This is a genomic window from Haloprofundus halobius (assembly GCF_020097835.1).
GTDB classification, from domain to species: Archaea; Halobacteriota; Halobacteria; order Halobacteriales; family Haloferacaceae; genus Haloprofundus; species Haloprofundus halobius.
The window spans coordinates 1892894-1919523 of sequence record NZ_CP083666.1 but is presented as its reverse complement, the minus strand read 5'-3'; the positions used below and the strand labels follow the sequence as shown (position 1 = coordinate 1919523).

27 protein-coding genes, 1 tRNA gene and 1 pseudogene are annotated in these 26630 nt (G+C 63.4%); 16 read left to right on the top strand and 13 right to left on the bottom strand.

Features of this window, described 5'->3' with window-relative positions:
- Positions 1 to 53 precede the first annotated feature (53 nt).
- Positions 54 to 494: a DUF7313 family protein gene (locus LAQ74_RS10055; protein WP_224332418.1), complete on the top strand. Its 441-nt coding sequence runs from the start codon at positions 54 to 56 to the stop codon at positions 492 to 494.
- Positions 495 to 956: 462 nt separating this feature from the next.
- Here the strand turns inward: LAQ74_RS10055 and LAQ74_RS10050 are convergent, their stop codons facing one another.
- The 7 genes from LAQ74_RS10050 to LAQ74_RS10020 form a co-directional block, all read right to left on the bottom strand.
- Positions 957 to 1232: a DUF7314 family protein gene (locus LAQ74_RS10050; RefSeq protein WP_224332417.1), complete on the bottom strand. Its 276-nt coding sequence runs from the start codon at positions 1230 to 1232 to the stop codon at positions 957 to 959.
- Positions 1225 to 1635 (bottom strand): DUF7315 family membrane protein, encoded by a 411-nt coding sequence (locus LAQ74_RS10045; RefSeq protein WP_425498481.1) that lies wholly within the window; start codon positions 1633 to 1635, stop codon positions 1225 to 1227. Before LAQ74_RS10045 ends, LAQ74_RS10050 begins: the two co-directional genes overlap by 8 nt.
- Positions 1636 to 1659: 24 nt before the next feature.
- A complete protein-coding gene (locus tag LAQ74_RS10040; RefSeq protein ID WP_224332416.1) occupies positions 1660 to 2424 on the bottom strand; it encodes a cytochrome b family protein in 765 nt (254 codons plus the stop codon).
- A gap of 13 nt (positions 2425 to 2437) precedes the next feature.
- The gene (locus tag LAQ74_RS10035; protein ID WP_224332415.1) at positions 2438 to 3232 is read right to left on the bottom strand and encodes a cytochrome b; all 795 of its coding nucleotides are present in this window, start codon (positions 3230 to 3232) and stop codon (positions 2438 to 2440) included.
- A gap of 3 nt (positions 3233 to 3235) precedes the next feature.
- Positions 3236 to 3622 carry a DUF7318 family protein gene (locus tag LAQ74_RS10030; RefSeq protein WP_224332414.1) on the bottom strand — a complete coding sequence of 129 codons (387 nt, stop codon included), beginning with the start codon at positions 3620 to 3622 and terminating at the stop codon, positions 3236 to 3238.
- Entirely contained in the window at positions 3623 to 4237 is a 615-nt protein-coding gene (locus LAQ74_RS10025; RefSeq protein WP_224332413.1) for a halocyanin domain-containing protein, read from the bottom strand. It abuts the gene before it with no gap.
- A 73-nt stretch (positions 4238 to 4310) separates the two neighbouring features.
- The gene (locus LAQ74_RS10020) at positions 4311 to 5180 is read right to left on the bottom strand and encodes a DUF7319 domain-containing protein (RefSeq protein ID WP_224332412.1); all 870 of its coding nucleotides are present in this window, start codon (positions 5178 to 5180) and stop codon (positions 4311 to 4313) included.
- Between the two features lie 167 nt (positions 5181 to 5347).
- Here LAQ74_RS10020 and LAQ74_RS10015 point away from each other — a divergent pair, with 167 nt between their 5' ends.
- Positions 5348 to 5824, top strand: coding sequence for a DUF7321 family protein (locus LAQ74_RS10015; protein ID WP_224332411.1), 477 nt, complete (start codon positions 5348 to 5350; stop codon positions 5822 to 5824).
- An 86-nt stretch (positions 5825 to 5910) separates the two neighbouring features.
- Here the strand turns inward: LAQ74_RS10015 and LAQ74_RS10010 are convergent, their stop codons facing one another.
- The gene (locus LAQ74_RS10010) at positions 5911 to 6150 is read right to left on the bottom strand and encodes a hypothetical protein (protein ID WP_224332410.1); all 240 of its coding nucleotides are present in this window, start codon (positions 6148 to 6150) and stop codon (positions 5911 to 5913) included.
- Between the two features lie 87 nt (positions 6151 to 6237).
- On the bottom strand, positions 6238 to 6921 hold the full coding sequence (gene nth, locus LAQ74_RS10005; RefSeq protein ID WP_224332409.1) for an endonuclease III: 684 nt from the start codon (positions 6919 to 6921) through the stop codon (positions 6238 to 6240).
- A 141-nt stretch (positions 6922 to 7062) separates the two neighbouring features.
- Between nth and LAQ74_RS10000 the strand changes: the two genes are divergently transcribed.
- Positions 7063 to 7209: a hypothetical protein gene (locus tag LAQ74_RS10000; RefSeq protein ID WP_224332408.1), complete on the top strand. Its 147-nt coding sequence runs from the start codon at positions 7063 to 7065 to the stop codon at positions 7207 to 7209.
- A 199-nt stretch (positions 7210 to 7408) separates the two neighbouring features.
- On the opposite strand, the gene pan1 is transcribed toward LAQ74_RS10000, so the two are convergent.
- Positions 7409 to 8629 (bottom strand): proteasome-activating nucleotidase Pan1, encoded by a 1221-nt coding sequence (gene pan1, locus LAQ74_RS09995; RefSeq protein WP_224332407.1) that lies wholly within the window; start codon positions 8627 to 8629, stop codon positions 7409 to 7411.
- A 128-nt stretch (positions 8630 to 8757) separates the two neighbouring features.
- Between pan1 and LAQ74_RS09990 the strand changes: the two genes are divergently transcribed.
- The 4 genes from LAQ74_RS09990 to rad50 all read left to right on the top strand — a co-directional run bounded on the left by LAQ74_RS09990 (position 8758) and on the right by rad50 (position 13669).
- Entirely contained in the window at positions 8758 to 9015 is a 258-nt protein-coding gene (locus tag LAQ74_RS09990) for a MarR family transcriptional regulator (RefSeq protein ID WP_224332406.1), read from the top strand.
- A gap of 75 nt (positions 9016 to 9090) precedes the next feature.
- On the top strand, positions 9091 to 9552 hold the full coding sequence (locus tag LAQ74_RS20760; protein WP_484494573.1) for a DUF7966 family protein: 462 nt from the start codon (positions 9091 to 9093) through the stop codon (positions 9550 to 9552).
- Positions 9549 to 10979, top strand: coding sequence for a DNA double-strand break repair protein Mre11 (gene mre11 / locus LAQ74_RS09980; RefSeq protein ID WP_224332404.1), 1431 nt, complete (start codon positions 9549 to 9551; stop codon positions 10977 to 10979). The genes LAQ74_RS20760 and mre11 overlap by 4 nt, the downstream gene beginning before the upstream one ends.
- The gene (rad50, locus tag LAQ74_RS09975) at positions 10976 to 13669 is read left to right on the top strand and encodes a DNA double-strand break repair ATPase Rad50 (RefSeq protein WP_224332403.1); all 2694 of its coding nucleotides are present in this window, start codon (positions 10976 to 10978) and stop codon (positions 13667 to 13669) included. The genes mre11 and rad50 overlap by 4 nt, the downstream gene beginning before the upstream one ends.
- Positions 13670 to 13678: 9 nt before the next feature.
- Here the strand turns inward: rad50 and LAQ74_RS09970 are convergent, their stop codons facing one another.
- Genes LAQ74_RS09970 through LAQ74_RS09960 form a run of 3 tightly spaced genes read right to left on the bottom strand, consistent with a single transcriptional unit; the run spans position 13679 to position 14850 of the window.
- The gene (locus LAQ74_RS09970) at positions 13679 to 14104 is read right to left on the bottom strand and encodes a DUF7346 family protein (protein ID WP_224332402.1); all 426 of its coding nucleotides are present in this window, start codon (positions 14102 to 14104) and stop codon (positions 13679 to 13681) included.
- 25 nt (positions 14105 to 14129) lie between these two features.
- Positions 14130 to 14612, bottom strand: a complete 483-nt coding sequence (locus LAQ74_RS09965; RefSeq protein ID WP_224332401.1) for a DUF7322 domain-containing protein — start codon at positions 14610 to 14612, stop codon at positions 14130 to 14132.
- A gap of 49 nt (positions 14613 to 14661) precedes the next feature.
- Complete coding sequence (locus tag LAQ74_RS09960) at positions 14662 to 14850, bottom strand: DUF7331 family protein (RefSeq protein ID WP_224332400.1); 189 nt, start codon at positions 14848 to 14850, stop codon at positions 14662 to 14664.
- 143 nt (positions 14851 to 14993) lie between these two features.
- Here LAQ74_RS09960 and LAQ74_RS09955 point away from each other — a divergent pair, with 143 nt between their 5' ends.
- The 9 genes and pseudogenes from LAQ74_RS09955 (at position 14994) to LAQ74_RS09915 (ending at position 26627) form a co-directional block, all read left to right on the top strand.
- Entirely contained in the window at positions 14994 to 17699 is a 2706-nt protein-coding gene (locus tag LAQ74_RS09955) for a DNA-directed DNA polymerase (protein ID WP_224332399.1), read from the top strand.
- Positions 17700 to 17873: 174 nt separating this feature from the next.
- A complete protein-coding gene (locus tag LAQ74_RS09950; protein WP_224332398.1) occupies positions 17874 to 18788 on the top strand; it encodes an ABC transporter ATP-binding protein in 915 nt (304 codons plus the stop codon).
- 34 nt (positions 18789 to 18822) lie between these two features.
- The gene (gene sufB / locus LAQ74_RS09945) at positions 18823 to 20253 is read left to right on the top strand and encodes a Fe-S cluster assembly protein SufB (RefSeq protein WP_224332397.1); all 1431 of its coding nucleotides are present in this window, start codon (positions 18823 to 18825) and stop codon (positions 20251 to 20253) included.
- A complete protein-coding gene (gene sufD / locus LAQ74_RS09940) occupies positions 20254 to 21474 on the top strand; it encodes a Fe-S cluster assembly protein SufD (RefSeq protein ID WP_224332396.1) in 1221 nt (406 codons plus the stop codon). It abuts the gene before it with no gap.
- A 150-nt stretch (positions 21475 to 21624) separates the two neighbouring features.
- Positions 21625 to 22517, top strand: a pseudogene (locus LAQ74_RS09935) (polysaccharide deacetylase family protein).
- A 219-nt stretch (positions 22518 to 22736) separates the two neighbouring features.
- Positions 22737 to 23234 (top strand): ferritin-like domain-containing protein, encoded by a 498-nt coding sequence (locus tag LAQ74_RS09930; RefSeq protein WP_224332394.1) that lies wholly within the window; start codon positions 22737 to 22739, stop codon positions 23232 to 23234.
- Between the two features lie 13 nt (positions 23235 to 23247).
- Positions 23248 to 23682 (top strand): metal-dependent transcriptional regulator, encoded by a 435-nt coding sequence (locus LAQ74_RS09925; RefSeq protein WP_224332393.1) that lies wholly within the window; start codon positions 23248 to 23250, stop codon positions 23680 to 23682.
- Positions 23683 to 23991: 309 nt separating this feature from the next.
- Positions 23992 to 24064, top strand: a tRNA-Gln gene (locus LAQ74_RS09920).
- 229 nt (positions 24065 to 24293) lie between these two features.
- The gene (locus LAQ74_RS09915) at positions 24294 to 26627 is read left to right on the top strand and encodes an MEDS domain-containing protein (protein WP_224332392.1); all 2334 of its coding nucleotides are present in this window, start codon (positions 24294 to 24296) and stop codon (positions 26625 to 26627) included.
- The last annotated feature ends 3 nt before the right edge of the window (positions 26628 to 26630 follow it).

Below are 26630 nucleotides of genomic sequence, written 5' to 3'. Positions count from 1 at the left end.
GACGACGCGCGGGATTGGAAAAACTCTAATGAGTCTCCTTCCGATGTTCGGGTATGCAACTGCTGCAGTTCATCGTACCCCTCGACGCGCTCGAGGCTATCGCCCCGGCGCTACCGGCCGTCATCCTGGTGCTCGTGCTGGCGAACATGGCGACGCGCTTTCTCGGTCACCGCGCGCACGTCCGCCAAGCCCGCGACGACGACCCGGAACTCACTCGATACACGCCGCACACGCTGACGAGCGGCGCGCTCGTCGTCGCGTCGCTGCTCTACCTCGTCGTCGCGCCGCACGGCGGCATGGTGATGTCGGTGCTCGTCCTCGGCATGTTCGTCGCCGACTTCTTCGAGTTCGAGGCCCGCCAGGTCGAAGCCCGCAACAAGATGACCGTCGAGCGTCCGAAGGGCGGTCTCGCGGCGTCGGTGCTCGTGCTCCTGTATGCGGCGTTCCAGAGCCTCTTCTTCCTCATCGCCGACGTCTGGACCCAGATCATCTGAGCCCGGCCGGCTGCAGTCCCCAGTATGGGCTTGTCCCCACCGCGTCGACGTCTCGCCGAACGTGATCCGGGCGCACGCCGAGGTCGCGTGTGATTCCGCGTTCGCGTCTAGTTCTTCGACTGTCCGTGGAACCTCGGCTCACCCGTGAAACCCGCCGAATACGGTCGCACGCGCCGACGAGTATCGATATCCGTCCGTGGAGGACGAGCGCCGAACAACGCACAGCGTTTCACACCTCGCTATCGTCACAACCGGCCAACGACACGTCGGAGGTAGTACCGTCGAACGTCCGCGATGTCGTTATACTGCTTTGTGTCGCCGTCGGACGCCGTCGAATCACAGCCTACCGGTCGCACGCGGCCGTCGCTCGCCGACTCCGGAAGAAGTCTCCGTGGGAGAAAGAGGTCGGTGTTGTCGCGGTGTTTCGTCGGGCGCGAGGTAAGGGGGAGTCTCCTTGCGTCGTTACTGCGAGCGGCGCTCGCTGTACGTGGTGCGCAGTTCGCGGCCCACCGGGATGAGCACCCAGAAGGTGAACGCGCCGAGAATCGCGAACCAGAGCAGGACGTCCATCAGGACGATGGCGAGGCCGTTCAGGAGGTCCGGTGCCTCGATGGACACCGGTTCGACCAACTGCGCGGCGCTCTCGAAGCTGCTCGTGCGGTACCACCCCGCCAGAACCATCCAGCCGAGACCCGCGGCGGTCATGATGGTCAACCCTTTGATGAACTCGTCAGCCATTATCCGAGAGTTCGTCGGAGTCCTCTTGAGAGTTTCCCATTCCGCGGGCGCGAAAGCGCGTCCCGAGAACGTACACTCCCGCGCCGACGCCGATGACGGCGATACCGGCGAGCGCGAGTACGGCACCGAGGGCTCCCTGGTCGACGGGAACGCCGACGGCGGTCAGCGCGGCGGTGATACCCTGCCGGAGGAAGCTGAACTGGATGGTCGCGGCGTCGAGCAGGACGAACCCGAGCACGACGCAGACGACGGCGATGAGCGTCGAGAACACCGTTATCGTCTTGTACAACCGCATCGGGACGACGACGTCTCGACGCCCCGAGGGCGACTCTCGGCGCGACTCCCGAGCGGGTTCCGAGTTCGTCCCGTCGTCGGCCGTATCACTGGACGAATCCGTGCTCATAGAAGTGTGTATAGCGGGAGTCCGCTACCGCGGCGGTCGAAGTCGGTAGTACCGACGGTTGAGGTCGTACATGTACCCCTCGCGCATCGTCTTGAGCACCGCGTAGGTGACGATACCCAGGACGATGGGCAGGAGGAACGTCAAGTCGAACAGCAGGTCGATGTTCATCGGCACCAGATTCTGCACGGCGAGGATACTGATAGTGAGCGCGAAGACGACGCCACCGACGCCGACCGCGGCCCAGAACGGCTGTTCGACGGGCCGTCGGGCGCTCCCCTTGTTGAGGAACGGGACGATGGCGATGAAGCCGACGACGACGACGTTCGCCAGCACCCCGTACGTCCGGTCGGCCATCAGCTTCTCTCCGCCGAGGATTGACAGTTCGGGGTTCAGCGGACTGAGTTTTAGCAGCCCGAACGACCAGTACAGATACCAGTCGGGCAGGATGATCTCCGGGGTGGAACTCGGGTTCGCTGGCGCGCCGATGTGCGGCGGCATCGTCGCCGAGAGGAAGAAGATCATCCCGACGAAGAAACTCGCGATAGAGAGGTTTCGAACCGTCTCGTGGGGCCAGGTCGGGAAGCCGAGCACGTCGCGCTCGACGTAGTCGGACTCGGCCCGGAGGTCCTGGTCTTCGCGACGGGAGCGCTCGAAGTACTCGTACGTGAGCCGCGAGAGGCCGGTTTTGCGGGCCTTGCGCTCGCTCCACGTCGGCGTCTCGTCGTCGGGGGCGACGATGCCGGTGCCGCCGTCGGTTTCCGCGGTCGTGTTGTCGTTGTTGTCTGTCATTGTCCTTGCTCGATTAGTGCGGTTCTGCGATGCCCTGTACCCAGACGATGCCGATGTGGATGGCGATGAGCGTCGTCACCACGAACGGGAGCAGGAAGACGTGGATGATGTACATGCGCTGCAGCGTCGCCTGGCTCAGCGTGAAGCCACCGAACAGCAGTTGGGCGGCCCACTCGCCGACCAGCGGCACGGAGAGCGCCATCTCGACGCCGATCTGACCCGCCCAGTAGGCGAGCTGGTCCCACGGGAGCAGGTAGCCGGTGTACCCGAACACCATCGTCAGGCTGATGAGGATGATGCCGAGTATCCAGTTGAGTTCGCGCGGTTCCTTGTACGCGCCGGTGAAGTACACCCGCAGCATGTGCAGGAACACCGCCGCGACCATCACCTGCGCGGACCACCGGTGGAGGCTACGGAGGAAGAACCCGAACTGGAGTTCGGTCATGATGAACTCGATCTGGGTGTACGCCGTCGTCGGGTCGCCGCTCGTCGCGGGCGAGTAGTAGAAGCCGAGTAAGGCTCCGCTCACCGCGGCGACGACGTACGCGAGCGTCGAGAACAAGCCCAGCGTGTACAGCGGGTACCAGTACCAGAACTTGTTGTCGAGGTTGTACTGTTCGGTGTGGCTCTTCGGCATCTGGAGGTTGACTCGGTAGTAGAGCGTCTCCAGAATCTCCAGATAGTCCACGATGCGGAGTCGCTTGTCCATCCAGATGAGCGCGGTGAGGAACGTGGTCTCGACGGGCGAGAGGTCCTTCTCCTTCAGCCACGCGTCGTGGTCGTAGTCGTCTTTTCGTTCTAAGCTCATTCGTTACCTCTTGTAGTAGGGGTAGACTGCGCGCTTGAGGGTATCCCACGCGTCGGTCCCGATGGTCTCGCCGTCGGCCTGGTCCTCTCTGACGTAGAGGTCCTCCCACTTGCGACGGCGCTTCTTCACGATCATCACGTCCGGGAGGAACTCCTTGCGGTAGAGTGCGAGGATGAACGCCAGGTCGATGAAGATCACGGTGAGCACGCCGCCGAGGAACATGTTCCCCACGTCGGTCAGCCCCCATCCGGAGACCAGCCCGTACGTGAACAGGAACACGAACAGCACCTCGATGATCGTCAGGAGGACGATTGCGATGGCCGCGGCGGTGCTCTCGCGGGCCGGTTCGTACCGGTGGATGTCACCGTACGTACTGCCGGAGGAGGACATCTAGCGACCCCTCCCGGTGTTCGCGGACTCGCCGTACTTGAGGATGTAGAACGAGTAGATGATGGTGACGATGATGCCGAGGATGGTCGCCGACCCGACCCAGTGTGCCTGCACCGGGACGCCGAGCTCTTCGAGTTCCTTCTCGCCGCCACCCGCAGAGACCGTCGGAACGTCGTCGCCGACGGCGACGGCGCCTTTCATCCCGAGGCTGGCGTGCGGGTCACACTGGTACTCGCTGATGCCGCTCTCCTCGAAGGTGTACTCGAACGTCGCACCGGACGAAGAGTGCGTCTCGGAGGTGTAGTCGCCGGGACCGCCCTGGACGGAGACGTTGTGGCCACCGCCCTCGCCGGTCCACTCCCACGTCACGGTCGTCCCGGAGTCGACCCAGACGCCGGCCGGGGCGAACGCGTATGCGCCGCCGTTGCCGTCTGCGCCGACTTCGACGGTCACTTCGCTCTCTCCGCGCATGTCCTCGGTCCCGCCGTCGACGCCGGAGAGCCAACTCCCGTAGTCGGGCTCCTCCCCGCCTTCCTGTGCGGCGGCGGTGCCGGATGCGGCGGCTGCGGCGGCAGCCGAGCCACCGGCCGCTCTCAGAAAGTCCCGCCTTTTCATACAACGTTGAGTCAGGAAGGGACGCGCTTAAAGCCTCCGACTGGCCGTCGTACCGCGATACGAGGCGGTCTCCCTATCCGCGTTCGGGCGAGTTGTCGGGTCGCTTGCTCCGCCCGTCGTCGCCGCCGACGTCAGGCTGCGATGAGTCGTCGCCGCCGGGGAGAAAGTCGGGTCGCTCGGCCTTTTCCGGGTCGAGCGCTCGCAACCGATTTCGGTACTCCTCGGCGCGGAACCGGTCGGAGAGTCGCGCGTTCGCGACGGTGGTGAACAGGAACAGCCCCACGAGCAGGAAGAAGAACGCGACGACAGGGGGCGCGAAGTTCACGTTTCCGCCCGAGGTGAACGGGATGAGCGAGGTCAACGGCGACCAGAGCACGAGCAGGGCGAGCGCGGCGATGATCTGGACGCCGGCGACGACCTGCAACATGTTGTTGCCGAGTTGGCCCGTCCCCTCGGGGACGTCCTCGGGTCTCGGCAGCGACGCGTCCAGCGGCGGCTCTTCGACCTCGTAGTCGTCCATCGAGCAGAGCGCGACGGTCGGTTTCACGTCTCTGAGTACCGTGCCGCGGCCCTCGACGCTCCCGTCGGCGTAGACGACGGCGAACCCCTCGTCGGAGTACGCGACCACCGTCTCCTCGCCGTCCTCGCGGACGCGCTCGACGACCGCGAACACCTCGCGGCTGGCGACGCGCGAGCGAAGCTCCTTCTCGACTCTGTCGAGTAGCGCCGGGCCGGTTATCCACGAGTCGCTGTCGAAGGCGACCTCCCACTCTTCGAGCGACATCTCCGCCATCTCTCTGGGGCCGAAGTTCTCGAAGTCGTACTTCGACTCGACCTCGCGGCGGAGGGCGTCCAACTCGTCGGCGTCGGTCCCGTCGTCGGTCAGCCGTTCGCTCGGCTCGTCGTCGGGACCGTCGGCCGACGCTGATGACGGGTCGGACATCACTCACAGTAGTCGACACAACCGTATACGCTTTCCGACACGGGCGTCTCGTCGCTTCGCTCGACTCGCAGTTACGACGAGGTGAGTCGGTCGTCGCCGACTCGAATCGCCGGCCGTCGCCGACGGAAGTCGGGCCCTTTAGGACGACACCCCTCCTAGCCGAACCGATGGTAAGCGAGACCGCCATCGCGACGCTCGCCGCGCTGATGGTGACCGCCAGTTTTCCGTTCTATCTCTACGGCGCGTGGATCATGATCGACACCGAGACGGTGACGTGGGACGTGCTCGTCTACCACCTGAAGTTCATCTTCACCGGCCTCGCGCTGAACACGATTCCGGTCGTCCTCTGGATGGGTCCACGCCTGCTCGAACAACTCGGCGGACTGTCGGCGTTGCACGCCATCCTCGGGTTGCAGGCGTACGCGATGCTCATCTTCGCGCTGACGGGTATCGTCCGTATCTTTCAGGCCAAGCGCAACGCCGACCTCTATCACAACCCCGACCAGGAGGTCGACCTGAACGATCTCCACGAAAACATGGGCGCGTGGCGCGGGCGACTTCGACTCGGCGTCCTCGGCTACGTGCTCTTCTGGATCGGAGCGTACGTCATCGGCGTGATTCGCTACGTGACGATGTATCTGTGACCGGTATCTGTAACCGACACCTGACCGACGGAAAACGACGGGAAACGGCGGAAAACTCGCTGACGACCCGATACCGACCGACCGGATTAGCTGTTGTACGGTTCTTCGTCGCGATGGTTGTCGATGTTCTCCTGCTCCTGGGCGTCGGTCTCGCGGTCGGTCGACTTCTGTTCGACGTCCTCCTCGCGGTCGGCCTCCTCGGCGGCCTCCTTGGCCTCCCGCTGTTCGGCTTCCGCCTCGGCTTGCTCCTTGTCGTCGGCGTCGTCGCTCTGAACGTCCAGTTCGGTGTCCTCCTCGAGGTCGATGCCGTGTTCGTCTTTGGCCATGTCTCCCCGTACGGTCGACAGCCGGATAGTGGTGTTGGCCGTCACGGTTTCTGACACGTCATGGAGACAGTCAGAAGCAGTTCGAGGTCACCACGCGTCGCCGCTGGCGAGGTCGACCTCGTGGTCGAGTTTCGAGGAGGGGCAGATGTCTTCGAGCACGCAGTCCAAGCAGTCCGGGTTGCGCGCGGTGCAGGTCGCCCGGCCGTGGCTGATGAGCAGGTGAGTGTACTGCTGCCAGTCCGCTTCGGGGACGACGGGCATCAGGTCCTCCTCGATTCGCTCGGGGGACTCCTCCTCGGTGAGTCCGAGGCGGCGACTGATGCGCTGGACGTGCGTGTCGACGACGATACCTTCGACCACGTCGTGGCCGTGCTGGAGCACGACGTTCGCCGTCTTCCGGCCGACGCCCGCGAGGTCGGTCAGCTCAGTCATCGTGTCGGGTACCTCGCCGCCGTGTTTCTCGACGATGTCGGCGGTGGCCGAGCGGATGTACGTCGCCTTGTTGTTGTAGTAGGTGATAGACGAGATCGCTTCGGCCATCTCCTCCTGCGGCGCGTTCGCGTACTCCTCGGGCGTCCGGTACGTTTCGAAGAGGTCGGCCGTGACTTTGTTCACCCGCTCGTCGGTACACTGCGCCGACAGCATGACGGCGATGAGCAGTTCGAGGCGGTTCGAGAAGTTCAGCGAAATCGTCGTGTCGGGATACTCGTCGTAGAGGCGGTCGAGGACTTCCAACGCCTGCCTCTCGCGCGACGGTAGTGGCTCTCCCATACGCTTCCCTGCGAGCGGGCGGAATTGAGTACTGTGGTTCGGCGGTGAAGGCGTGCCATGGACGAGAGCGCACACGTGGCTGTATTCGCTCCGCCCGCCGCGAGCGGCCACGTTTATGTCGTCGCCGCCCCGAGTCGAGGTATGAGCCTCGATTTCGACCGGTTCGACCACCCCGCCTGGCTGACCGCCGCAGGCGTCGGTGCGGGCTACGGTGTGATTCTCCTGGTGATGTTCGTCGCCTTGTTTCTCGTCCCGCTGGCCGTGTTCGGGATCTTCATCTCGCCGTAACAGGCCGAACTGACCGACGGTTCCCGCCGCAGAGACGACGCTCGCCGCAGAGACGACGCTCGCCGCAGAGCCGACGCTCAGTCGCGAGCTCCTCGCGTGTCGCTGTCCAAGCGAGCAGGGACACTACAGGGCGGCCGGAAGACGAGACTCACTCCGGTTCGGTCGTGAAAAGAGAGCGGCGGCCGAGAGAGCGGCGGTTTTAGGCGAACGCTCGCGAAACGTCGGCATCGACGTCGGTGGCCTCGGCCTGAATCTTCTCCCAGGCGTCGACGAAGTCCTGCATGAATATCTCGGTGCGCTCGTCGCGGATGGCGAACATCCCCGCCTCGGTGCAGACGGCCTTGATGTCGGCGCCGGAGGCGTCCTCTGCCAGTTCGGCGAGTTCCCCGAAGTCGACGTCGTCGGAGACGTTCATGCTACGCGTGTGAATCTGGAAGATGAGTTCGCGCCCCTCGTCGTTCGGCTTGGGCACTTCGATGAGGCGGTCGAATCGACCCGGCCGGAGGATGGCGGGGTCGAGCATGTCGAAGCGGTTAGTCGCCGCGATGATGCGAATTTCGCCGCGGTCGGCGAAGCCGTCCATCTCGCTGAGCAGTTGCATCATCGTCCGCTGGACCTCGGCGTCGCCGGAGGTCTTCGAGTCCGTCCGCTTGGAGGCGATGGCGTCGATCTCGTCGATGAACAGCACCGCTGGTTCGTTCTCGCGGGCCACCTCGAAGAGGTCGCGGACGAGTTTCGCGCCCTCGCCGATGAACTTGTGGACCAGTTCGGAGCCGGCCATCTTGATGAACGTCGCGTCGGTCTGGTTGGCGACGGCCTTCGCGAGCATCGTCTTGCCCGTCCCCGGCGGGCCGTACAGCAGTACGCCGGACGGCGGGTCGATGCCGACCTCGGAGAACATCTCCGGGCGGTCCAGCGGCATCTCGACGGTCTCGCGCACCTCGTTCATCTGCTCTTCGAGGCCGCCGATGTCCTCGTAGGTGACGTCGGGGCTGTGTTCGACCTGCATGACGCGCGCTCGCACGTCGGTCTCCTTCTCGAGCGTCTTGACGATGGAGAGCGAGTTGTTGACGGCGACGCGGGCGTCGGGCTCTAAATCGTCCCGCATCTCGTCGGTCACTTCGGTGAGGGCCTCTTGGTTGTTGCCGTGCTGTTTGATGACGACGCCGTCCTCGTTTATCTCCTGGACGGTGGCGACGAACAGCGGCGACTGCTTGAGCTTCTTGTTCTCGTGAGTCAGTCGCTCCAACTTCTGCTGGTACTTGTTGTTCTCGGCGTTCGCGTCGAGGAGTTTGTCACGCATCTCCTCGTTTTGCGCTTCGAGGACCTCGAGGCGTTCTTCCAACGCCTCGATTTTCTCCTGCTGTGACGCCGCCTCCTCGTCGTAGGGAAAGTCGACGTCGTCCACAGTATCGGTCATCGGGCGGATTAGGTCATAAGTTCATAAGAGGCTTCGGGTCGCGGGGCGACTCGCCGACGCAAATTTCTGACAGTAATATCCATACATAGCAAATATTATCTGCCTGTATGCCAGAGGAGTAGCTATCCATGAGTTGCACCGAGGTAGCTGCCACCGACTCGACCGACCGGTGGGAATCGGTTCGTGACCTCCCCCCGAGCGCGAAACTCGTCGCGAAAGTCCTCGACTACAACGAGACGATGACGCAGAGCCAACTCGCTGAGGAGACGCTGTTGCCGCCTCGAACGGTCCGGTACGCGCTGACGAGACTCGAAGAACAGAACGTCGTCGACTCCCGCTTCTCCTTCTCGGACGCGCGCAAACGGCTGTACACGCTCACGGTCTGAAGCGCATCCCTCACCACGTCCGTCTCTCAGACGTCACGCGAACGTTTATCACCGAGAGCGCAGCCATCCGTCAGCGTGGCATCAGAGAGAGCGGTCAGGCGCGCGCTTCGAGCGTTGGCGACGGAGTGCCGACTCACCGGCCCCGACTCGCCCGTAGGCGACGAGGCGAGCGAGGACACACGCGAGACGGTCGAGAGGGCGAGAGAGGCACTCGCCGACGTCGAATCAGCGGCGGCGTTCGCGGACGACGGCGGGTTCGAGCGCGTTCGGGAAGCCGTCGCCGTCGCGACGCGTGTCGACGACCCGACGCGCCGCCGCGCCGGGGAGACGGTGCTCTCCGCCGTCGAAAGGTACCGGCGGGCGGCCGATGCCGACGTCGAAGACGGTGACGCTGAGGTCGAAGATAGTGACCTTGAGGTTGAAGACGGCGACGTTGAGGCCGAAGAGACCGACGCTGGCGCTGGTCGACTCGATGGCGCAGAGAGACCCCGCGTCGGTACGCATTTAGGAGGGGACGGCCAACGGGGGGACAGATGACTCGGGTGATACATACCGGCGACACCCACATCGGGTATCAGCAGTACCACTCGCCGGCGCGACGACGGGACTTCCTGACGGCGTTCGAGCAGGTGCTCGCCGATGCGATAGACGACGACGTAGACGCGGTCGTCCACGCGGGGGACCTCTTTCACGACCGCCGCCCCGAACTCCAGGACCTCCTCGGGACGCTCTCGGCGCTCCGGACGCTCGACGACGCCGGTATCCCCTTTCTGGCGGTCGTCGGCAACCACGAGTCGACGCGCGGCGGGCAGTGGCTCGACCTGTTCGAGCGACTCGGCCTCGCGACGCGCCTCGGCGCGGAACCGTACGTCGTCGGCGACACGGCCTTCTACGGATTGGACCACGTGCCGAAGTCGCGACGGGACGAACTCGACTACCGGTTCGAACCGCACGACGCCTCCCACTCGACGCTCGTCAGTCACGGCCTCTTTACACCGTTCGCCCACGCCGACTGGGAGACGGAGACGGTGCTCTCGGAGTCGAACGTCAACTTCGACGTGGTGTTGCTCGGCGACAACCACGAGGCCGGCACCGCCGACGTGAACAACACGCCGGTCACGTACTGCGGATCGACCGAACGCGCGAGCACGAGCGAGGAGGAGGGCCGCGGCTACAACATCGTCAGTTTCGCCGACGGGACGGTTGACATCCGCCAGCGCGCGCTCGACACTCGACCGTTCGTCTTCGTCTCCGTCGAGCTCGCCGAGGGCGAAGGCGAGGCGCGCGTCCGCGAGCAGGTTCGCCAGCACGACCTCGAAGACGCCGTCGTCGTCGTCGAGGTGACCGGCGACGGTGAACCGGTCACTCCGGCGAGCGTCGAGGAGTTCGCCGCCGAGCACGGCGCGCTCGTCGCCCGCGTCACCGACCGTCGCGAGCTCGAAGTCGAATCGGAGCTCTCGGTCAGCTTCGCCGACCCCGACGACGCGGTGCGCGAGCGCATCGCCGAACTCGGACTCTCCGCCGCTGCAATCGACATCGACGAGACGGTCCGCGCGAGCAAGACGGCCGACTCGAACGTCCGCGAGGAGGTGAAACAACGCGTTTCGACGCTCGTCGACGACGGACTCGAAAACTTCTCGCGCGCCTCCGCGCACGAAGACGAAGAGACCGGTGGGGGCGAAGGCGAAGTCGACGGTGCGGTCGTCGACATCGACGAGGCGTCGAACGCGGCGACGAACGGCGAACACGGAACCGGCGAAGCGACCGCAGACGCGTCTGAGGCGGCGGGGACAGCCGAAGCGAGCGAAGCGGCCGAAGGCGATGGCGAGGCGCGCGAGTCGACCGAGACCGCTGACTCGGCGGAGCCAACGGAGTCGACCGAGACGACCGCTCCCGAGGAGACGACCGCCACCGAGGAATCGGCCGCCACCGACGGCCAACTCTCCATGGAGGACTACTCGTGAGATTCGACCGCATCCGCCTGAAGAACTTCAAACCCTACGCCGACACCGACCTCGACCTCGGCGACGGCGTTACTGTCATCCACGGCCTCAACGGGAGCGGGAAGTCCTCACTCCTCGAAGCGTGTTTCTTCGCGCTCTACGGGGCGAAAGCGCTCGACGGCACGCTCGAAGACGTCGTGACGAACGGTGAGGAAGAGTCCGAAATCGAACTCTGGTTCACCCACGCGGGCGAGGAGTACCGCGTCGAACGGCGGATTCGGCTCTCGGGCGAGCGGGCGACGACGGCCAAATGCGTACTCGAAGGGTCGACGGTCCCCGAGGGTAGCGTCGACGGCGCGCGCGACGTTCGGACGTTCGTCGTCGACCTGCTGCGGATGGACGCCGACGCGTTCGTCAACTGCGCGTACGTCAGGCAGGGCGAGGTGAACAAACTCATCAACGCGACGCCCACCGAGCGTCAGGATATGATCGACGACCTGCTCCAGTTGGGGAAACTGGAGGAGTACCGCGAACGGGCGCGGAACGCACGCCTCGGCGTCGAAGACGTGCTCAGCGACAAACGCGGCGGCCTCCGCGAACTCGCGGCGCAGGTCGAAGAGAAGGAGGAGACGAACCCCTACGAACGGTTGAACGCGCTGCAGACCGAGTTGAAGGAGGTCAAAGCGGCTATCGAGCGCTACGAGACACAGCGTGAGAAAGCGAAACAGAGCCGAGACGACGCGGTTTCGACGCTCGACGACTACGAGAAGAAGCGTGAGGAACTCGCCGACCTCGACGACGACATCGACTCGCTGAAATCCGATATCGCCGAGACGGAGGAGAAACGAGAGACGCTCCGCGAGAACGCCCGCGAGGCGCGTGAACGAACCGACGAGTTGGAGTCGACTGTCGCCGACGCGATCGCCGAGAGTGAGTTGGACACCGCCGCCGACGACGCCATCGCCGCCCGAGTGACAGCGCTCGATGAGCGACGCGATGAACTCACCGACTCGATACAGGAACTGCGCGAACGCGCCCAGGGGTTCGAGAACCAGTCGTCGAACCTCGCCGAGAAGGCGACGGACCTCGAATCGCGCGCCGAGCAGAAACGGACGCGCGCCGACGAACTGGAGCGAAAACACGAGAGCGACACCTCGAAACTCGCCGACCAGCGCGAGAAACTGGGCGACCTCGACGACCGAGTCGAAGCACTTGAAGCGAGGTTCGAAGACGTTCCCGTCGACCGAGGCGACGCTTCAGCACACCTCGCGGACCTCCGCGAACGGAAGTCGGCGATTCGCGACGAACTCGAAACGGTCCGGACGAAACTGCGGTCGACCCGCCAGCGCGTCGAAGAAGCCGAACGACTGCTCGGCGAGGGGAAATGTCCCGAGTGCGGGCAGTCGGTCGACGACTCGCCGCACGTCGACACCCTCGACGAGGACCGCACCCGCGTCCGGGAACTCGACGCCGAACGCGAGGAACTCGAAGCGGAAATCGAATCACTCGGCGACGACATCGAACGCGCCGAGAGCCTCGTCGACGCGGAGAACGAACTCGGACAGTTGCGGGAGCAACGCGACAGTATCACGAGTCTCGTCGACCAGCGCGAAGAGACGCTCGCCGAGAAGGCCGAGCAGGCGGAGGCGGCACGAGACGCGGCGGACGAACACGAGGAGAAGGCCGAAGAACTCCGCGACGCCGCCGAACAGACCGCGTCGAAAGCCGAGGAGAGCCGCGACGAGATCTCGGAACTGCAAGCGAAACGAGAGCAGGTGGACGCGAACGAAGAGCGTCTCGAACGCATCCAGTCGCTCCGCGACGAAATCGCAGATACTGAAGCGAGACTCGACCGCATCTCGGAGCGACGTTCGGACCTCGGCGAACTCAACGACGAGCGACGCGAGCGACTGGGCGAGAAACAGCGTCGCCGCCGCGAACTCCGCGAGGACGTCGACGAGTCCCAGATACGGCAGGCCAAGGAGAAAAAGTCGAACGCCGAGGAGTATCTCGAACAGGTCGAACCCGAACTGGAGTCGCTCGCCGAGAGACGGACCAAACTCGACAACGACATCGGCGGTGCGAAAACCGATATCCGACGGCTCGAAGAGCTCCACGAGAAACGTGACCACGTCGCCGAACGCGTCGAGGCGCTCGAATCGCTCCACGAGGAGACCGAGGAGTTGGAGGCGATGTACGGAGATCTACGCGCGGAACTGCGCCGGCGCAACGTCGAGACGCTCGAACGGATGCTCAACGAGACGTTCGACCTCGTCTACGCCAACGACGCCTACGCGCGCATCCGCCTCGACGGCGAGTACGAACTCACCGTCTACCAGAAGGACGGGCAGGCGCTCGACCCCGAGCAGCTATCCGGGGGCGAGCGCGCGCTGTTCAACCTCTCGCTGCGCTGTGCCATCTACCGCCTTCTCGCCGAAGGCATCGAGGGCGCGGCCCCGACGCCGCCGCTCATCCTCGACGAACCGACTGTCTTCCTCGACTCCGGGCACGTGGGCCGCCTCGTCGATCTGGTCGAGGAGATGCGCGGGTTCGGCGTCCGACAGATAATCATCGTGAGTCACGACGACGAACTCGTCGGCGCGGCCGACGACCTCGTGACCGTCGAGAAGGACCCGACGAGCAACCGCTCGACCGTCCGTCACGAGGAGATCGATGCGCTCGCGGCCGTCGAGTCGGTGGCCGACGACTGAACGATCGGACTAGTCGTTCCGGAGTCGCGCGACGCCGTCGCGGGCGAGTTCGGTGGCGTCGTACCCGCGTTCGCTGTTGCTCTCTGCTTCGGCGACGAGACCCGCCGCGCGGAACTCGCTGAGCAGTCCGTGAAGGTCGCTCTCACAGAGGTCGTAGGTGTTCAGCAGTTCGACGACCGAGAGCGGTCCCCGGTCGGCGAGTTCGACGAGCAGTCCGAGTGACTGGTCGTCGTGGGTCGCAGAGAGCACACGGCGGACCGACGTGGGGATGCCGGAAGCGGCGGCGACGAGCGGCGACTCGCCGTTGACGACCTCGAAAGTGTCGTTCCGGAGGTGGCGCTCCTCACCCGTCTCGGGGTCGCGCACGCGACTCGATTCGCTCGACCGCTTCAGCAACAGATATCGGCGTCCTTCGTCGTCGCGGACGGTCTGCATGGATAGACGGTGAGTGCCGGGTCGGTTAGCGGTTCCGGCCGGTCGTCGTCGACCCGCCGTGACCATCACTCCGTCTCGGCCCGTTTCGTGGACGGCGACGACGTGGGTTCTGGTCGTTCTCGTCGGCCATCTCTGTCTCCTCTGGTTTAGCACTCTCCGAGGCCGTCTGCGCGGCACCTTCGTTTCGATTTTCACGGAACTGGCGGTATCGCTGATACGTCCGGAGTGCGATGAGAACGCCAACGACGACGAGGCCGCCGCCGAGGCGCCACTGGCCGCGAAAGTAGATGAGCATCGGCCCGAGCGCGAGGGCACCGACGGCGACGTTGGCGAACAGGACGCTCACCCAGAACGCCGTGGCGACCTCCGGGTCCGCCTCGCTGTCGGCGACCGACGGCTCGGAGACTTCGGGGACGTTCGGGAGTTCCTCTTCGGGATTTCCCCACCGTCGCCACTCGTCTTCGGGGTCGGACTCGTCCGGTTCGTCGGGCCACACGTCGAAGGGCACAAAAAATCCCAAGCGGGGGGCGAGAATAAGAGTTCGGTGTCGGGGACCGCTACGCCTGCTCTCGCAGTCGGACGGTCATCGTCGTCTGCATCCACGCGAGGGGGTTCTGCGCATCGTAGAAGACGACGCCGTCGTCAACCCGATACGTCTCGACGTTCTCGACGCCGTCGGGCGCTTCCAGCGACTGCTGTGTAGTATCTGCGCTGTCCCACCTCTGGTCGTCTATCCGGTCGGACATTGCCAATTTCATGGTATGATATGACATGGTATAGGTCTTTCCGTCACGACCGGATTTGCAGCTGTCGCCCCGTCGATACCCGAAACGCGCGCGTACCGGGCGAAAAGCCGAGCTTTTTACCCGGGTGTGACCAACCGACTGCCATGACTCAGGCTGGGCTCTCCGACTACGGGACCGGGGGTGACGACGACGCGAGCGGCGACGGCGACGACCGGCCGACGACCGAAGCGGCCGCCGTCGCGGGCGACGTGAGCCAACGGGTAAGCGAGATCGTCGACCGACACGAACTCAGATATCCGGACGCCGACGGGACGCTGGAACTGATGGTGTCGCAGGTGAACTACACCGTCGAGGGACAGGGTCGCGACGAGTACCCCGTCGTCCATGTGTTCGGACGAACGCCCGACAACGAGCCGATGCACGTCCGCGTGCTGGGCTTCGAGCCGTACTTCTACGCGCCGACGGAGACGCTCACCGACGAACTGCTCGCGCGCGACACTATCCTCCGGACCGAGTCCGGCTACGAGAGTATCCGCGGCGAGGAACTGACGAAGATCGTCGGTCGAACCCCCCGCGACGTGGGGCAGATGCGCGACGAGTTCGAACACTTCGAGGCCGACATCCTCTTTCCGAACCGATTCCTCATCGACAAGGACATCAACGGTGGGATTCGCGTCCCCGACCGCCGCCTCGACGACAACGTCGTCCAGGTCACTCACGACGAGGTCGTTCCCGCCGACGTGGACGCCGACCTCCGCGTCAACACGTTCGACATCGAAGTCGACGACAGAAACGGCTTCCCCGAAGACGGCGAGGAGCCCATCATCTGTCTGACGAGCCACGACAACTACCGCGACGAGTACGTCGCGTGGCTGTACGAAGCGCCGGTGGGCGACGGCGAGATTCCGAGTGCGTTGGACGAGTACGCGCCCTACCGTGAGGACACCGGCCTCGACGTACGCACGTTCGACGAGGAGGAGGCGATGCTCGACGCGTTCATCTCCTACGTCGAGGAGACGGACCCCGACATCCTCACGGGCTGGAACTTCGAGGACTTCGACGCGCCGTACTTCCTCGACCGGTTAGAGAATCTCGATGCGTTCACCGACTACGACCTCCGCATCGAGCGCCTCTCGCGCGTGAACGAAGTCTGGCGAAGCGGCTGGGGCGGCCCGAACGTGAAGGGTCGCGTCGTCTTCGACCTGCTGTACGCCTACAAGAAGACGCAGTTCTCGGAACTGGAGTCCTACCGCTTGGACGCCGTCGGCGAACTCGAACTCGACGTGGGTAAAGAGCGCTACGCGGGCAGCATCGGCGACCTCTGGGAGCAGGACGCGACGCGACTGCTCGAATACAACGTCCGCGACGTGGAACTCTGCGTCGAAATCGACCGCAAGCAGGAGGTCATTCCGTTCTGGGACGAGGTGCGGACGTTTGTCGGCTGTCTGCTCGAAGACGCCCCCACGGCGGGCGACGCGGTCGACGTGTACGTGCTCCACAAAGCCCACGGCGAGTTCGTCCTCCCGACGAAGGGCCAACAGGAGTCCGAGGAGTTCGAGGGCGGCGCGGTGTTCGACCCCATCATCGGCGTCAGGGAGAACGTCACCGTGCTCGACCTGAAGTCGCTGTACCCGATGTGTATGGTGACCATCAACGCCTCGCCGGAGACGAAGGTCGGCCCCGACTACGAGGGCGAGACGTACCGCGCGCCCAACGGGACGCGCTTCCGCCGCGAACCCGACGGGATGATGCGCGAGATGATCGACGACCTGCTGACGGAGCGAGAGGAGAAGAAAACGCTCCGAAACGAGCACAAGCCCGGATCGCCCGAGTACGGCCTGTTCGACCGCCAACAGCAGGCGGTGAAAGTCATTATGAACTCCCTCTACGGCGTGTCGGGCTGGGACCGCTTCCGCCTCTACGACAAGGAGAACGCGGCGGCAATCACCGCGACGGGTCGGGAGGTCATCGACTTCACGCAGACCGCCGCGAACGAAATCGACTACGAGGTCGCCTACGGCGACACCGACTCCGTCATGCTCGAACTCGGCCCCGACGTGACGAAGGAGGAGGCCATCGAGCAGTCGTTCGAGATAGAGGAGCACATCAACGAACGCTACGACGACTTCGCGCGCGAAGAACTCGACGCCGAGGAACATCGCTTCCAGATCGAGTTCGAGAAGCTCTACCGCCGGTTCTTCCAAGCGGGTCGCAAGAAGCGCTACGCCGGGCACATCGTCTGGAAAGAAGGCAAGGACGTCGACGACATCGATATCACCGGCTTCGAGTACAAGCGCTCGGACATCGCGCCCATCACGAAGCGGGTCCAGAAGCAAGTCATCGAGATGATCGTCACAGGCAGCGACACCGACGACATCAAAGAGTACGTCCGCGACGTGATTCGGGACTTCCAGGACGAGGACGCGAACCTCGAAGAGATCGGAATCCCCAGCGGCATCGGCAAACGACTTGAGAGCTACGACACCGACACCGCGCAGGTCCGCGGCGCGAAGTACGCGAACCTCATGCTGGGCACGAACTTCCAGCGCGGGTCGAAGCCCAAGCGTCTCTATCTGAAGAAAGTCCACCCGACGTTCTTCCGTCGGATGGAAGATGAGAAGGGCTTCGACGCCCGTACGGACCCGCTGTACGGCGAGTTCAAGCGCAACCCGGACGTCATCTGCTTCGAGTACGCCGACCAGGTCCCCGACGAGTTCGAGGTCGACTGGGACAAGATGCTGGAGAAGACGCTCGAAGGCCCGATCGCGCGAATCATCGAAGCGCTCGGCCTCTCGTGGGACGAGGTCAAAAGCGGCCAACAGCAGACCGGTCTCGGACAGTTCGGCTGAGACCGGGTTTCGTTTCGTCCGTCGAGCGACGACCAAACTCCCGCAGTCGGCGGGTTCTGCCGAGCGAACGTTTTCGATACCGAAAACAAATTTTCTCGCAGCGGAAACTGGAGGGGGTGAATGCGTAAGCATTAATGGGCGCAAGCCCCCACCGTCGAACACGAGGAACACAACATGGCAACACTCGAAATCAAGAACCTCCACGCGGAGGTCGCAGTCGAGGACGGAGAGAAGATCCTCCGGGGCGTCGATTTGGAAGTCAAATCGGGCGAGATCCACGCCCTGATGGGACCGAACGGGTCGGGGAAGTCGACGACGGCGAAGATCATCGCCGGTCACCCCGCCTACGAGGTCACGGACGGAGAGATTCTGCTCCACCTCGACGAGAACGAGTTCGGCGAGGAGTTCGAGATTCCCGAGGAGAAGCGGACGTGGAACCTCCTCGAACTGGAACCGAACGAGCGCGCGGCGCTCGGCATCTTCCTCGGCTTCCAGTACCCCGCCGAAATCGAGGGCGTCACGATGACGAACTTCCTCCGTCAGGCGCTCAACGCCAAACTCGAAGAGCGCGAAGAACTGTTCGAGGAGGACGAGGGCGACGACGCCGAGGAGGACGAGGAGTCGGGCTACGACACCTCCCCGATGGAGGGCCCCGCCGACGAGGGCGAAGTCGGTGTTGCCGAGTTCCAACAGCTCCTGAAAGAGAAGATGGAGCTGCTCGACATGGACGAGAAGTTCGCCCAGCGTTACCTCAACGCGGGCTTCTCCGGCGGCGAGAAGAAGCAGAACGAGGTACTGCAAGCGGCGATTCTCGAACCGTCCATCGCGGTGCTCGACGAGATCGACTCCGGTCTCGACATCGACCGCCTGCAGGACGTCTCCGAGGGCATCAACGCGCTCCGCGACGAGCAGGGGACGGGCATACTGCAGATCACGCACTACCAGCGCATCCTCGACTACGTCGAACCCGACGTCGTCCACATCATGCTCGACGGCCAGGTCGTCAAGGAGGGCGGCCCGGAACTCGCCGTCGAACTCGAGGACAAGGGGTACGACTGGGTCCGCGAGCAGACCTACGAGACAGCCTGATAAGGCTGCGCCAGCTACACCAACTTAATCAATCATGAGTTCAGAACAAGACCACCTAAAAGAGACCGACACCGAGGCCCGCTTCGAGTTCAAGAAGGAGCAGAAATCCTCCTTCAAAGCAGACAAGGGTCTCACGGAGGAGACCATCCGGGTCATCTCCGAAGACAAAGACGAACCAGAGTGGATGCTGCAACGGCGTCTCCGCGCGCTGAAGCAGTTCCAGAAGATGCCGATGCCGACCGACTGGCCCGGCCAGCCGGACCTCTCGGAAGTCGACGTCGACAAGATCGTCCCGTACATCCGACCAGACGTCGAGACGCGCGGCGGCGTCGACGACTGGACGGACCTTCCAGACGAGATCAAGGACACCTTCGACAAACTCGGCATCCCGGAAGCCGAGAAGAACGCGCTCTCGGGCGTCGGCGCGCAGTACGAGTCCGAGGTCGTCTACCAGAACATGCAGGAGCGCTGGGAGGAGAAAGGCGTCGTCTTCATGAACATGGACCAGGCGGTCCAGGAGCACGAAGACCTCGTCAAGGAGTACTTCATGACGAAGTGCGTCCCCCCGAGCGACAACAAGTTCGCGGCGCTTCACGGCGCGATCTGGTCCGGCGGGTCGTTCGTCTACGTTCCAGAGGACACGACCGTCGACATGCCCGTGCAGGCGTACTTCCGTATGAACTCCGAGGGGATGGGCCAGTTCGAGCACACGCTCATCGTCGCCGAGGAGGGCTCGGAAGTCCACTACATCGAGGGCTGCAGCGCGCCGAAGTACTCGGCGTTCAACCTCCACTCCGGCGGCGTCGAAGTGTTCGTCGGCGAGGACGCCCACGTCCAGTACTCGACGGTGCAGAACTGGTCGAAGAACACCTACAACCTCAACACCAAACGCGCCATCGTCGAGAAGGGCGGCCGCATGGAGTGGATTTCGGGCTCCATGGGCTCGAAGGCGACGATGCTCTACCCCGCGTCCATCCTGAAGGGCCGCGGCGCGTCCGACAACCACATCACCATCGCGTTCGCGGGTGCCGACCAGAACATCGACACCGGCGCGAAGGTGTACCACAACGCCCCCGAGACGAAGTCGACCATCGAGTCCAAGAGTATCAGTAAGGACGGCGGCCGCACCAACTACCGTGGTCTCGTCCACATCGCCGACGGGGCGTACGACTCCTCGACGGCCGTCGAGTGCGACGCGCTGATGTTCGACAACGAGTCCACCTCGGACACGATGCCGTACATGGAGATCAACGAGTCGCGCGTCGACGTCGCTCACGAGGCGACCGTCGGCAAGATCGGCGACGAGGACATCTTCTACCTGCAGTCGCGCGGTCTCGACGACGACGACGCCAAGCAGATGATCGTCTCCGGGTTCATCGAGCCGATCACGGAAGAACTGCCCATCGAGTACGCGGTCGAACTCAACCGCCTCGTCGAACTCGAAATGGAGGGGAGCCTCGGATAGATGAGCGGCGTACAACTCCCATCCAGCCTCTCGGAGGAGACGATTCGAGAGATCTCCGAGGAGCGAGACGAACCAGAGTGGCTGCTCCAGCGACGCCTCGACGCGTTCGAGGCGCTCGACGAACTCCCGCTACCGGACGTCATCCAGACGCCCGGCCGCCGCTGGACGAACCTCGAAGCGCTCGACTTCGAGACCCTCGTCGACCCGCTGAACCAGTCCGACGAGACCGAGCGCGTCGCCGAGGGCGACGCCGTCGTCCTCTCGTTCACGGAGGCGCTCGACGAGCACGAGGAGCTCGTCCGCGAGCACTTCGGCACAGTGCTCGACCCCGAGCACAACTACCTCACGGCGCTCTCCGCGGCGCTGTTCACCACCGGCACGTTCGTCTACGTCCCCGAGGGCGTCGACGCCGGTGACGTGAAGATTCGCGCGAAGATGAACTCCCGCTCGCTGTTCAGCCAGACGCTCGTCGTCACCGAGGAGTCGGCGTCGACGACGATTCTGGAAGGAACGGAGACGGGCACCGGAAGCGACGAAATCGAGGGCGAGCGCTACTTCAGCAACCTCGTTGAAGTCGCCGCCGGCGAGAACAGCTACGTCCAGTACGGTTCGCTGCAGAACCTCGACGAGGAGACGTACCACTTCACGCTGAAGCGCGGCCACGCCGACACGTACGCGACGATAAACTGGATCGAGGGCAACCTCGGCTCCCGGCTGACGCGCTCGGACGTGGAGACGAACCTCGTCGGCGACTCCTCGGAGACGAAAATCGTCGGCGCGTTCTTCGGCCACAACGACCAGCACTTCGACGTGAACGCCCGCGTCTGGCACGAGGCCGAACACACGACGGCCGACCTCGTCACCCGCGGCGTGCTCGACGACGAGGCGCGCTCGGTGTACGAGGGCGTTCAGGACGTCGGCGAGGACGCGTGGGACACGAGCTCCTACCAGCGCGAGAACACGCTCATGCTCTCCGACGAGTCCGAGGCCGACGCCTCGCCGAAGCTCATCATCCACAACCACGACACCGAAGCCAGTCACTCGGCGACGGTCGGACAGGTGGACCGGGAGGAGCTGTTCTACATGACCTCGCGCTCCATCGACCCGGAGACTGCGCGGAACATGCTCGTCGAAGGCTTCTTCGTGCCCGTGCTCGAAGAGATCGCGGTCGACGAGTTCCGCGACGATCTCGACGACCTCATCGTCCAGCGGCTGCAGTAAGCCGGGGACGACAACTCGATTTTTCCGGTAGTTCGAGAGTGACCCCAGTAGCCGTCTCGGCGACGGTCACAGCGACCGTCGCACACGGAGACTGGTCGTCTAGCCGACGGCTGCGAAGAGCAATGCCAACACGTGTCGCATCTCCGAAACATGGGTGATATCGACATCGCAATCGGCGTCGACGCGGACTGCGTGGCAGGGTGGCTCGGTTCCTACGGCGGCGCGGACTCTCCGGCGGATCTCTCGCGAGGACTGCTCGCTGGCGAGGAGGGAATCCCGCGGCTGGTACAGGTGTTCGAGAACGCGGGAATCGACACGACGTGGTTCATCCCGGGCCACACCATCGAGACGTTTCCCGAGGAGTGCAGCGCCGTTGCCGACGCAGGCCACGAGATCGGGACACACGGCTACAGTCACGAGAACCCCACCGACCTATCGCGCGAGCAGGAGGAGGCGGTTCTGACGAAGTCGATGGACCTCATCGAGGACCTGACCGGGTCGGAGCCAGTTGGCCACCGGGCCTCGTGGTGGGAGTTCAGCGAGAACATGCCCGAACTCGTCGAGAAACACGATTTTCTGTACGACAGCAGCCTCATGCTCCGGGATTTCGAGCCGGTGCCGATGCGGAAGGGAGACACGTGGACTCGAATCGACTACGACGAGAGCGCCGACACGTGGATGAAACCGTACGAACGCGGCGAAGAGACCGAGGTCGTCGAGATTCCCATCAGTTGGTACCGCGACGACGTACCGCCGATGATGTTCATCAAGCAACCGAACACGGCTACACGAGTCCGGAGATGGTGTACGAGGAGTTGTATCTGGCACACTTCGACTACCTCTACGACCGGCGCGGGGCGGGCGTCTACACGCTCACGATTCACCCCGACGTCCACGGCCGACCCCAGTTGATTCACCTGCTAGAGGAGTTTATCGACTACGTCGGCAGTCACGACGACGTCGAGTTCACTACGCTCTCGACGGTCGCCGAGAAGTACAACGAAGACCCGTCGGTGTACGAGAGCGAGGGGGAGTTCGTCTGAATCGACGACCGCGATACCGACGGTACCGCCCGCCCGACTCACTGTCGACGCTGCCGCCGCCCCCGTCGGTGTCGCGATGATCGTCGTCTCCACTGACCTCGTCGCTACGAGGCCAACGTCGTAACCGAGCGTCGACGAGAGGGAACCGTTTAAGTTCGTCACACGCAGACCAAGAGGTATGACTGACAGGGTATCGAACAGCAACGGAGGGTCGACCCCGTGAGCGTCGGCCACCGTGTGGGCTCGGACCACCAACTCGCACGCCTGCTCCAGATAGGAATCGTGCTGGAAGAGGTGGTCGAAGCCCGCGCGTACCACCACTACCAGTCCCTGTCCGCCGACGAGCGTGAACTCGACGCGGAGATAGAGCAGCTACTGGAACACGCCGCCGACGAGTCCGCCGAACACCGCCAGCGACTGGAAGCGATCATCGACGAACTCGACGCCGAGAGCATCCCGTTCGAGGACATCGAGACGCTCGTCGAAGCGCGCTACGGGAAGACGAAACCCGACGACTTCGACGGCGTCCTCTACGACCAACTCTGCAACGAGGAGACCGCCTACAAGTTCTACGACGACCTCATCGAGGGCATCGAGGCGAGCGACGCGACGTTCTCTATCGAACGGGAGCGTCTGCTCTCGGTCCTCCGCGACATCCGCGCCGAAGAGGCCGAGGGCGTCGAAGAGGTGACCAAAATCATGGAGACACGAGAATGAGCGGAGCCTACCGATGAACACGGCAGACCAGTACCTGAAAGCCATCTACCTCATCCAAGAGATGGAGGACGGCCCTGCGGCGACGGGCGCACTCGCGAAGATGCTCGACGTGAGCCCCGCCAGCGCCAACGAGATGATCGGGAAACTCGAAGACAGGGGACTCGCCGAGCACGAGAAGTACAAGGGCGTCCGCCTCTCCGACGAGGGAATCGTCCGCGCCCGCGACGCACTCCAGACGTACTGCATCATCGAGCGGTTTCTGACGAACGTCCTCGAAGTCGAGGATTTCCGGGGGGAGGCCCGCGAACTGGAGAGCGTCATCGACGACACCGTCGCCGAGCGCCTCGACACCATCATCGACCGGAACTCGGAGTGCCCGGACTGCTTCGACCCCGAGACCGACGCCTGTCGGTATCTCGAAGTCGAACCGGAGAATTTCGCCGACTGAACTGTTCTGTCGTCCATCGTGAACGAACATAGAACTAAGAACGTTCAGCGAGAGGCCGAGTCATGGGTGGGGCCGAGAGCACGCTGAGTAGACTCAAGCGGTTGGCGGGGCTCACTCCGGAGGAGAACCTTCCGTACGTCTGCTTGTCGTGCGAAACAGGGTACGACGTGCAGTATCACGTCTGCCCCAACTGTGGCAGTTACGCGGTGGAGAGACAGCGCGACTGACCGACCGGCGGACCGAGAGCGGAAACGACTAATAGCCGGAGGACGACCGATTTTACGCAGTTGGAACCGACCGACTCCGTCCAGTCCCGTGGTGTAGTGGCCAATCATAATGGCCTTTGGAGCCATTGACGGCGGTTCGAATCCGCCCGGGACTATCTCCAAATCGGTGCGAGTCCTTCTGTACCGGTAACCCTTGCGTCATCCCTCGAGCCATCGTCACAGCCCTACCTCTACAGTTAAAACGGTACATCTAAAACGAAATTCTCAGAGACAGTCTCATCCTTCCTCACCACGTGGGAACAGACCAACGAGGCAGTATCTGGTAACTCCTCCCTGTAGCGTTGTAGCACTACTTTTAACCGTACTGGGCAGATAACCTGGCCAATGAATAAGTCGGTTGAAGAGGGAACTCAACGCACCGTGTCGGATGCTCAGCACGGCCTCAAAGCGTTGCGTCAAAGCCTAGCGTTCACCGGGCCCGTCGAGCCCCCCAGCGACCACGAACATACTAACGACCATCTTGCTCTCATCTACGAGAACCGCGACGAACAGTTCGCGGCAGTCGTCCCCTACATCCGTCAGGGCCTCGAACGAGGCGAGCGATGCGTCTACATCACGAACGAAAACTCCCGGGAAACGGTCGTAGAGGCGATGCAGTCCCGGGGTATTGACGTTGACGACGCCCTCGAATCAGGAGCGTTGTCGATTCACGACGAGCAGGAGACTTATCTTCGAAACGGATCGTTCGACCCGGAAGATACACTCGCCTTCCTTGACGACGCCATTACTGAAGCCGCTGAGGAGTACGAAGCACTCCGAGTGACCGGCGAGATGACGTTTATCCTCGACGATGACGCCCCCGTCGACGACCTCTTAAAGTGCGAGAGTAAAGCCAATTACCTATTTCGGGACGTGAACGGGATGGCGCTTTGCCAGTACAACCGAAACCGGTTCCAGCCGGAAGTCATCCGCGACGTCATCAACACCCACCCTCACCTGATTCACGGCAACAGGGTGAGCCACAACTCCTACTACTCGCCACCTTCGGAGTTCCTCGGTCCGGAACGGCCCGCTCGCGAGGTCGAGCGGATGTTGGGAACGCTCCGTGAGCAGACCGACGCGAAAGCGGAACTAGAGGGGCGCCAGCGGCGCGCAAACAGGCTAAACGAGGTTATCGCCAGTTCGGATCAGACGTTCGAGGAGAAACTCCAGGCCTTGTTCGAGTTGGGCTGCGATCGGTTCGATCTCGAACTTGGGGCTCTGGCCCGAGTCGATACGGAGGACGACTGGTTCGAGGTCGAGTTGATCAGCGATGAGCACGAACACTTCGAGCCCGGCGTCGAGCTTCCGTTGTCGCAGACCTACTGTACTGCCGCCACAGAAATCAAAGCCGCCGGGAGCGTCTCGGACCCTCACGGGGAGGGATACGACGATATCACCGTCTATCAGGAGTTCGGTATCCGGGCGTATCTGGGGACCTACGTCGAGCTGTCCGGCGATGCCGATCGGACGTTCTTCTTCGTCACCTCCGAACCGAGAGAGCACGGATTCTCGGACGACGAACACGCGTTTATCGAGTCGATGGGTCAGTGGGTGAAGTACGAACTCGAACGCCGACTGCGAGAGCAGGAGTTACACGAGCGCACCGAGCATCTGAGTGCGCTCGTCGAAACCACGCCCGAATGTATCAAGACCGTCGCTCCCGACGGTACCCTTCTCCAGATGAATCCCGCCGGACTGGAGATGGTGGAAGCCGATTCGGAATCGGACGTGACCGGAGAATGCGTCTATAACCTGATCGCCCCCGAACACCGTGAGAAGTTTCGCGAGTTCAACGAGGAGATCTGTCGGGGTGAACACGGGACCTTGGAGTTCGACATCGTCGGGCTGGATGGTACACGTCGCCACATGGAAACGCACGCAGCACCGCTTCGTCGTCCCGACGGTACGAGTGCTCACGTTGCGCTCACCCGCGATATCACCGAACAGGTCGCCCGTGAAGCGGAACTCGAGAGGACGATCTACCAGCTTCAACAGTCGAACAACCGGCTACAACAGTTCGCCTACGCTGCCTCCCACGATCTTCAGGAACCGTTGCGGATGATCTCCAGCTACCTGCAACTGCTCGAGAACAGATACAGAGATGAACTCGATGAGGACGCGAAAGACTACATCGACTTCGCGGTTGACGGGGCCGATCGCATGCGGTTGATGGTCGACGATCTCCTCGCGTTTTCGCGGATCGAACAGGCCGACGGGGAGTTCGAACCGGTCGAGGGAGACGCGGTCATCGAACGGGTCACGGCCGATCTTCGGATGCAGATCGAAGAAAGCGGCGCAGAGATCGTGACCCACTCACTCCCGACGGTGGTGGGGGATAGGAAGCAACTCGATCAGCTGTTCAACAATCTCATCTCGAACGCCATCAAGTACAACGACTCCGATCCCCCGTCTGTCGAAATCACCGCCGAAGAACGGACCGATCACTGGCAGTTCTCGGTCACCGATAACGGCATTGGTATCGACCCGGACAGCACCGAGCGGATTTTCGAGGTCTTCAAGCGACTTCACCGCGACGACGAGTCTCCCGGAACCGGAATCGGTCTCTCGCTGTGTCAGGAGATCGTTGAGAATCACGCTGGTAAGATTTGGGTCGATTCTACCCCCGGGGAGGGTTCGACATTCTCCTTTACGCTTTCGAAACAACCAACGAACTGATCG

What these genes read in the sequence shown, in the direction of transcription:
- LAQ74_RS10055 (WP_224332418.1), top strand. Translation starts at nt 54, where the DNA reads ATGCAACTGCTGCAGTTCATCGTACCCCTCGACGCGCTCGAGGCTATC.
- LAQ74_RS10050 (WP_224332417.1), bottom strand. Translation starts at nt 1,232, where the DNA reads ATGGCTGACGAGTTCATCAAAGGGTTGACCATCATGACCGCCGCGGGT.
- LAQ74_RS10045 (WP_425498481.1), bottom strand. Translation starts at nt 1,635, where the DNA reads ATGAGCACGGATTCGTCCAGTGATACGGCCGACGACGGGACGAACTCG.
- LAQ74_RS10040 (WP_224332416.1), bottom strand. Translation starts at nt 2,424, where the DNA reads ATGACAGACAACAACGACAACACGACCGCGGAAACCGACGGCGGCACC.
- LAQ74_RS10035 (WP_224332415.1), bottom strand. Translation starts at nt 3,232, where the DNA reads ATGAGCTTAGAACGAAAAGACGACTACGACCACGACGCGTGGCTGAAG.
- LAQ74_RS10030 (WP_224332414.1), bottom strand. Translation starts at nt 3,622, where the DNA reads ATGTCCTCCTCCGGCAGTACGTACGGTGACATCCACCGGTACGAACCG.
- LAQ74_RS10025 (WP_224332413.1), bottom strand. Translation starts at nt 4,237, where the DNA reads ATGAAAAGGCGGGACTTTCTGAGAGCGGCCGGTGGCTCGGCTGCCGCC.
- LAQ74_RS10020 (WP_224332412.1), bottom strand. Translation starts at nt 5,180, where the DNA reads ATGTCCGACCCGTCATCAGCGTCGGCCGACGGTCCCGACGACGAGCCG.
- LAQ74_RS10015 (WP_224332411.1), top strand. Translation starts at nt 5,348, where the DNA reads ATGGTAAGCGAGACCGCCATCGCGACGCTCGCCGCGCTGATGGTGACC.
- LAQ74_RS10010 (WP_224332410.1), bottom strand. Translation starts at nt 6,150, where the DNA reads ATGGCCAAAGACGAACACGGCATCGACCTCGAGGAGGACACCGAACTG.
- nth (WP_224332409.1), bottom strand. Translation starts at nt 6,921, where the DNA reads ATGGGAGAGCCACTACCGTCGCGCGAGAGGCAGGCGTTGGAAGTCCTC.
- LAQ74_RS10000 (WP_224332408.1), top strand. Translation starts at nt 7,063, where the DNA reads ATGAGCCTCGATTTCGACCGGTTCGACCACCCCGCCTGGCTGACCGCC.
- pan1 (WP_224332407.1), bottom strand. Translation starts at nt 8,629, where the DNA reads ATGACCGATACTGTGGACGACGTCGACTTTCCCTACGACGAGGAGGCG.
- LAQ74_RS09990 (WP_224332406.1), top strand. Translation starts at nt 8,758, where the DNA reads ATGAGTTGCACCGAGGTAGCTGCCACCGACTCGACCGACCGGTGGGAA.
- mre11 (WP_224332404.1), top strand. Translation starts at nt 9,549, where the DNA reads ATGACTCGGGTGATACATACCGGCGACACCCACATCGGGTATCAGCAG.
- LAQ74_RS09970 (WP_224332402.1), bottom strand. Translation starts at nt 14,104, where the DNA reads ATGCAGACCGTCCGCGACGACGAAGGACGCCGATATCTGTTGCTGAAG.
- LAQ74_RS09960 (WP_224332400.1), bottom strand. Translation starts at nt 14,850, where the DNA reads ATGTCCGACCGGATAGACGACCAGAGGTGGGACAGCGCAGATACTACA.
- LAQ74_RS09955 (WP_224332399.1), top strand. Translation starts at nt 14,994, where the DNA reads ATGACTCAGGCTGGGCTCTCCGACTACGGGACCGGGGGTGACGACGAC.
- LAQ74_RS09950 (WP_224332398.1), top strand. Translation starts at nt 17,874, where the DNA reads ATGGCAACACTCGAAATCAAGAACCTCCACGCGGAGGTCGCAGTCGAG.
- sufB (WP_224332397.1), top strand. Translation starts at nt 18,823, where the DNA reads ATGAGTTCAGAACAAGACCACCTAAAAGAGACCGACACCGAGGCCCGC.
- sufD (WP_224332396.1), top strand. Translation starts at nt 20,254, where the DNA reads ATGAGCGGCGTACAACTCCCATCCAGCCTCTCGGAGGAGACGATTCGA.
- LAQ74_RS09925 (WP_224332393.1), top strand. Translation starts at nt 23,248, where the DNA reads ATGAACACGGCAGACCAGTACCTGAAAGCCATCTACCTCATCCAAGAG.
- LAQ74_RS09915 (WP_224332392.1), top strand. Translation starts at nt 24,294, where the DNA reads ATGAATAAGTCGGTTGAAGAGGGAACTCAACGCACCGTGTCGGATGCT.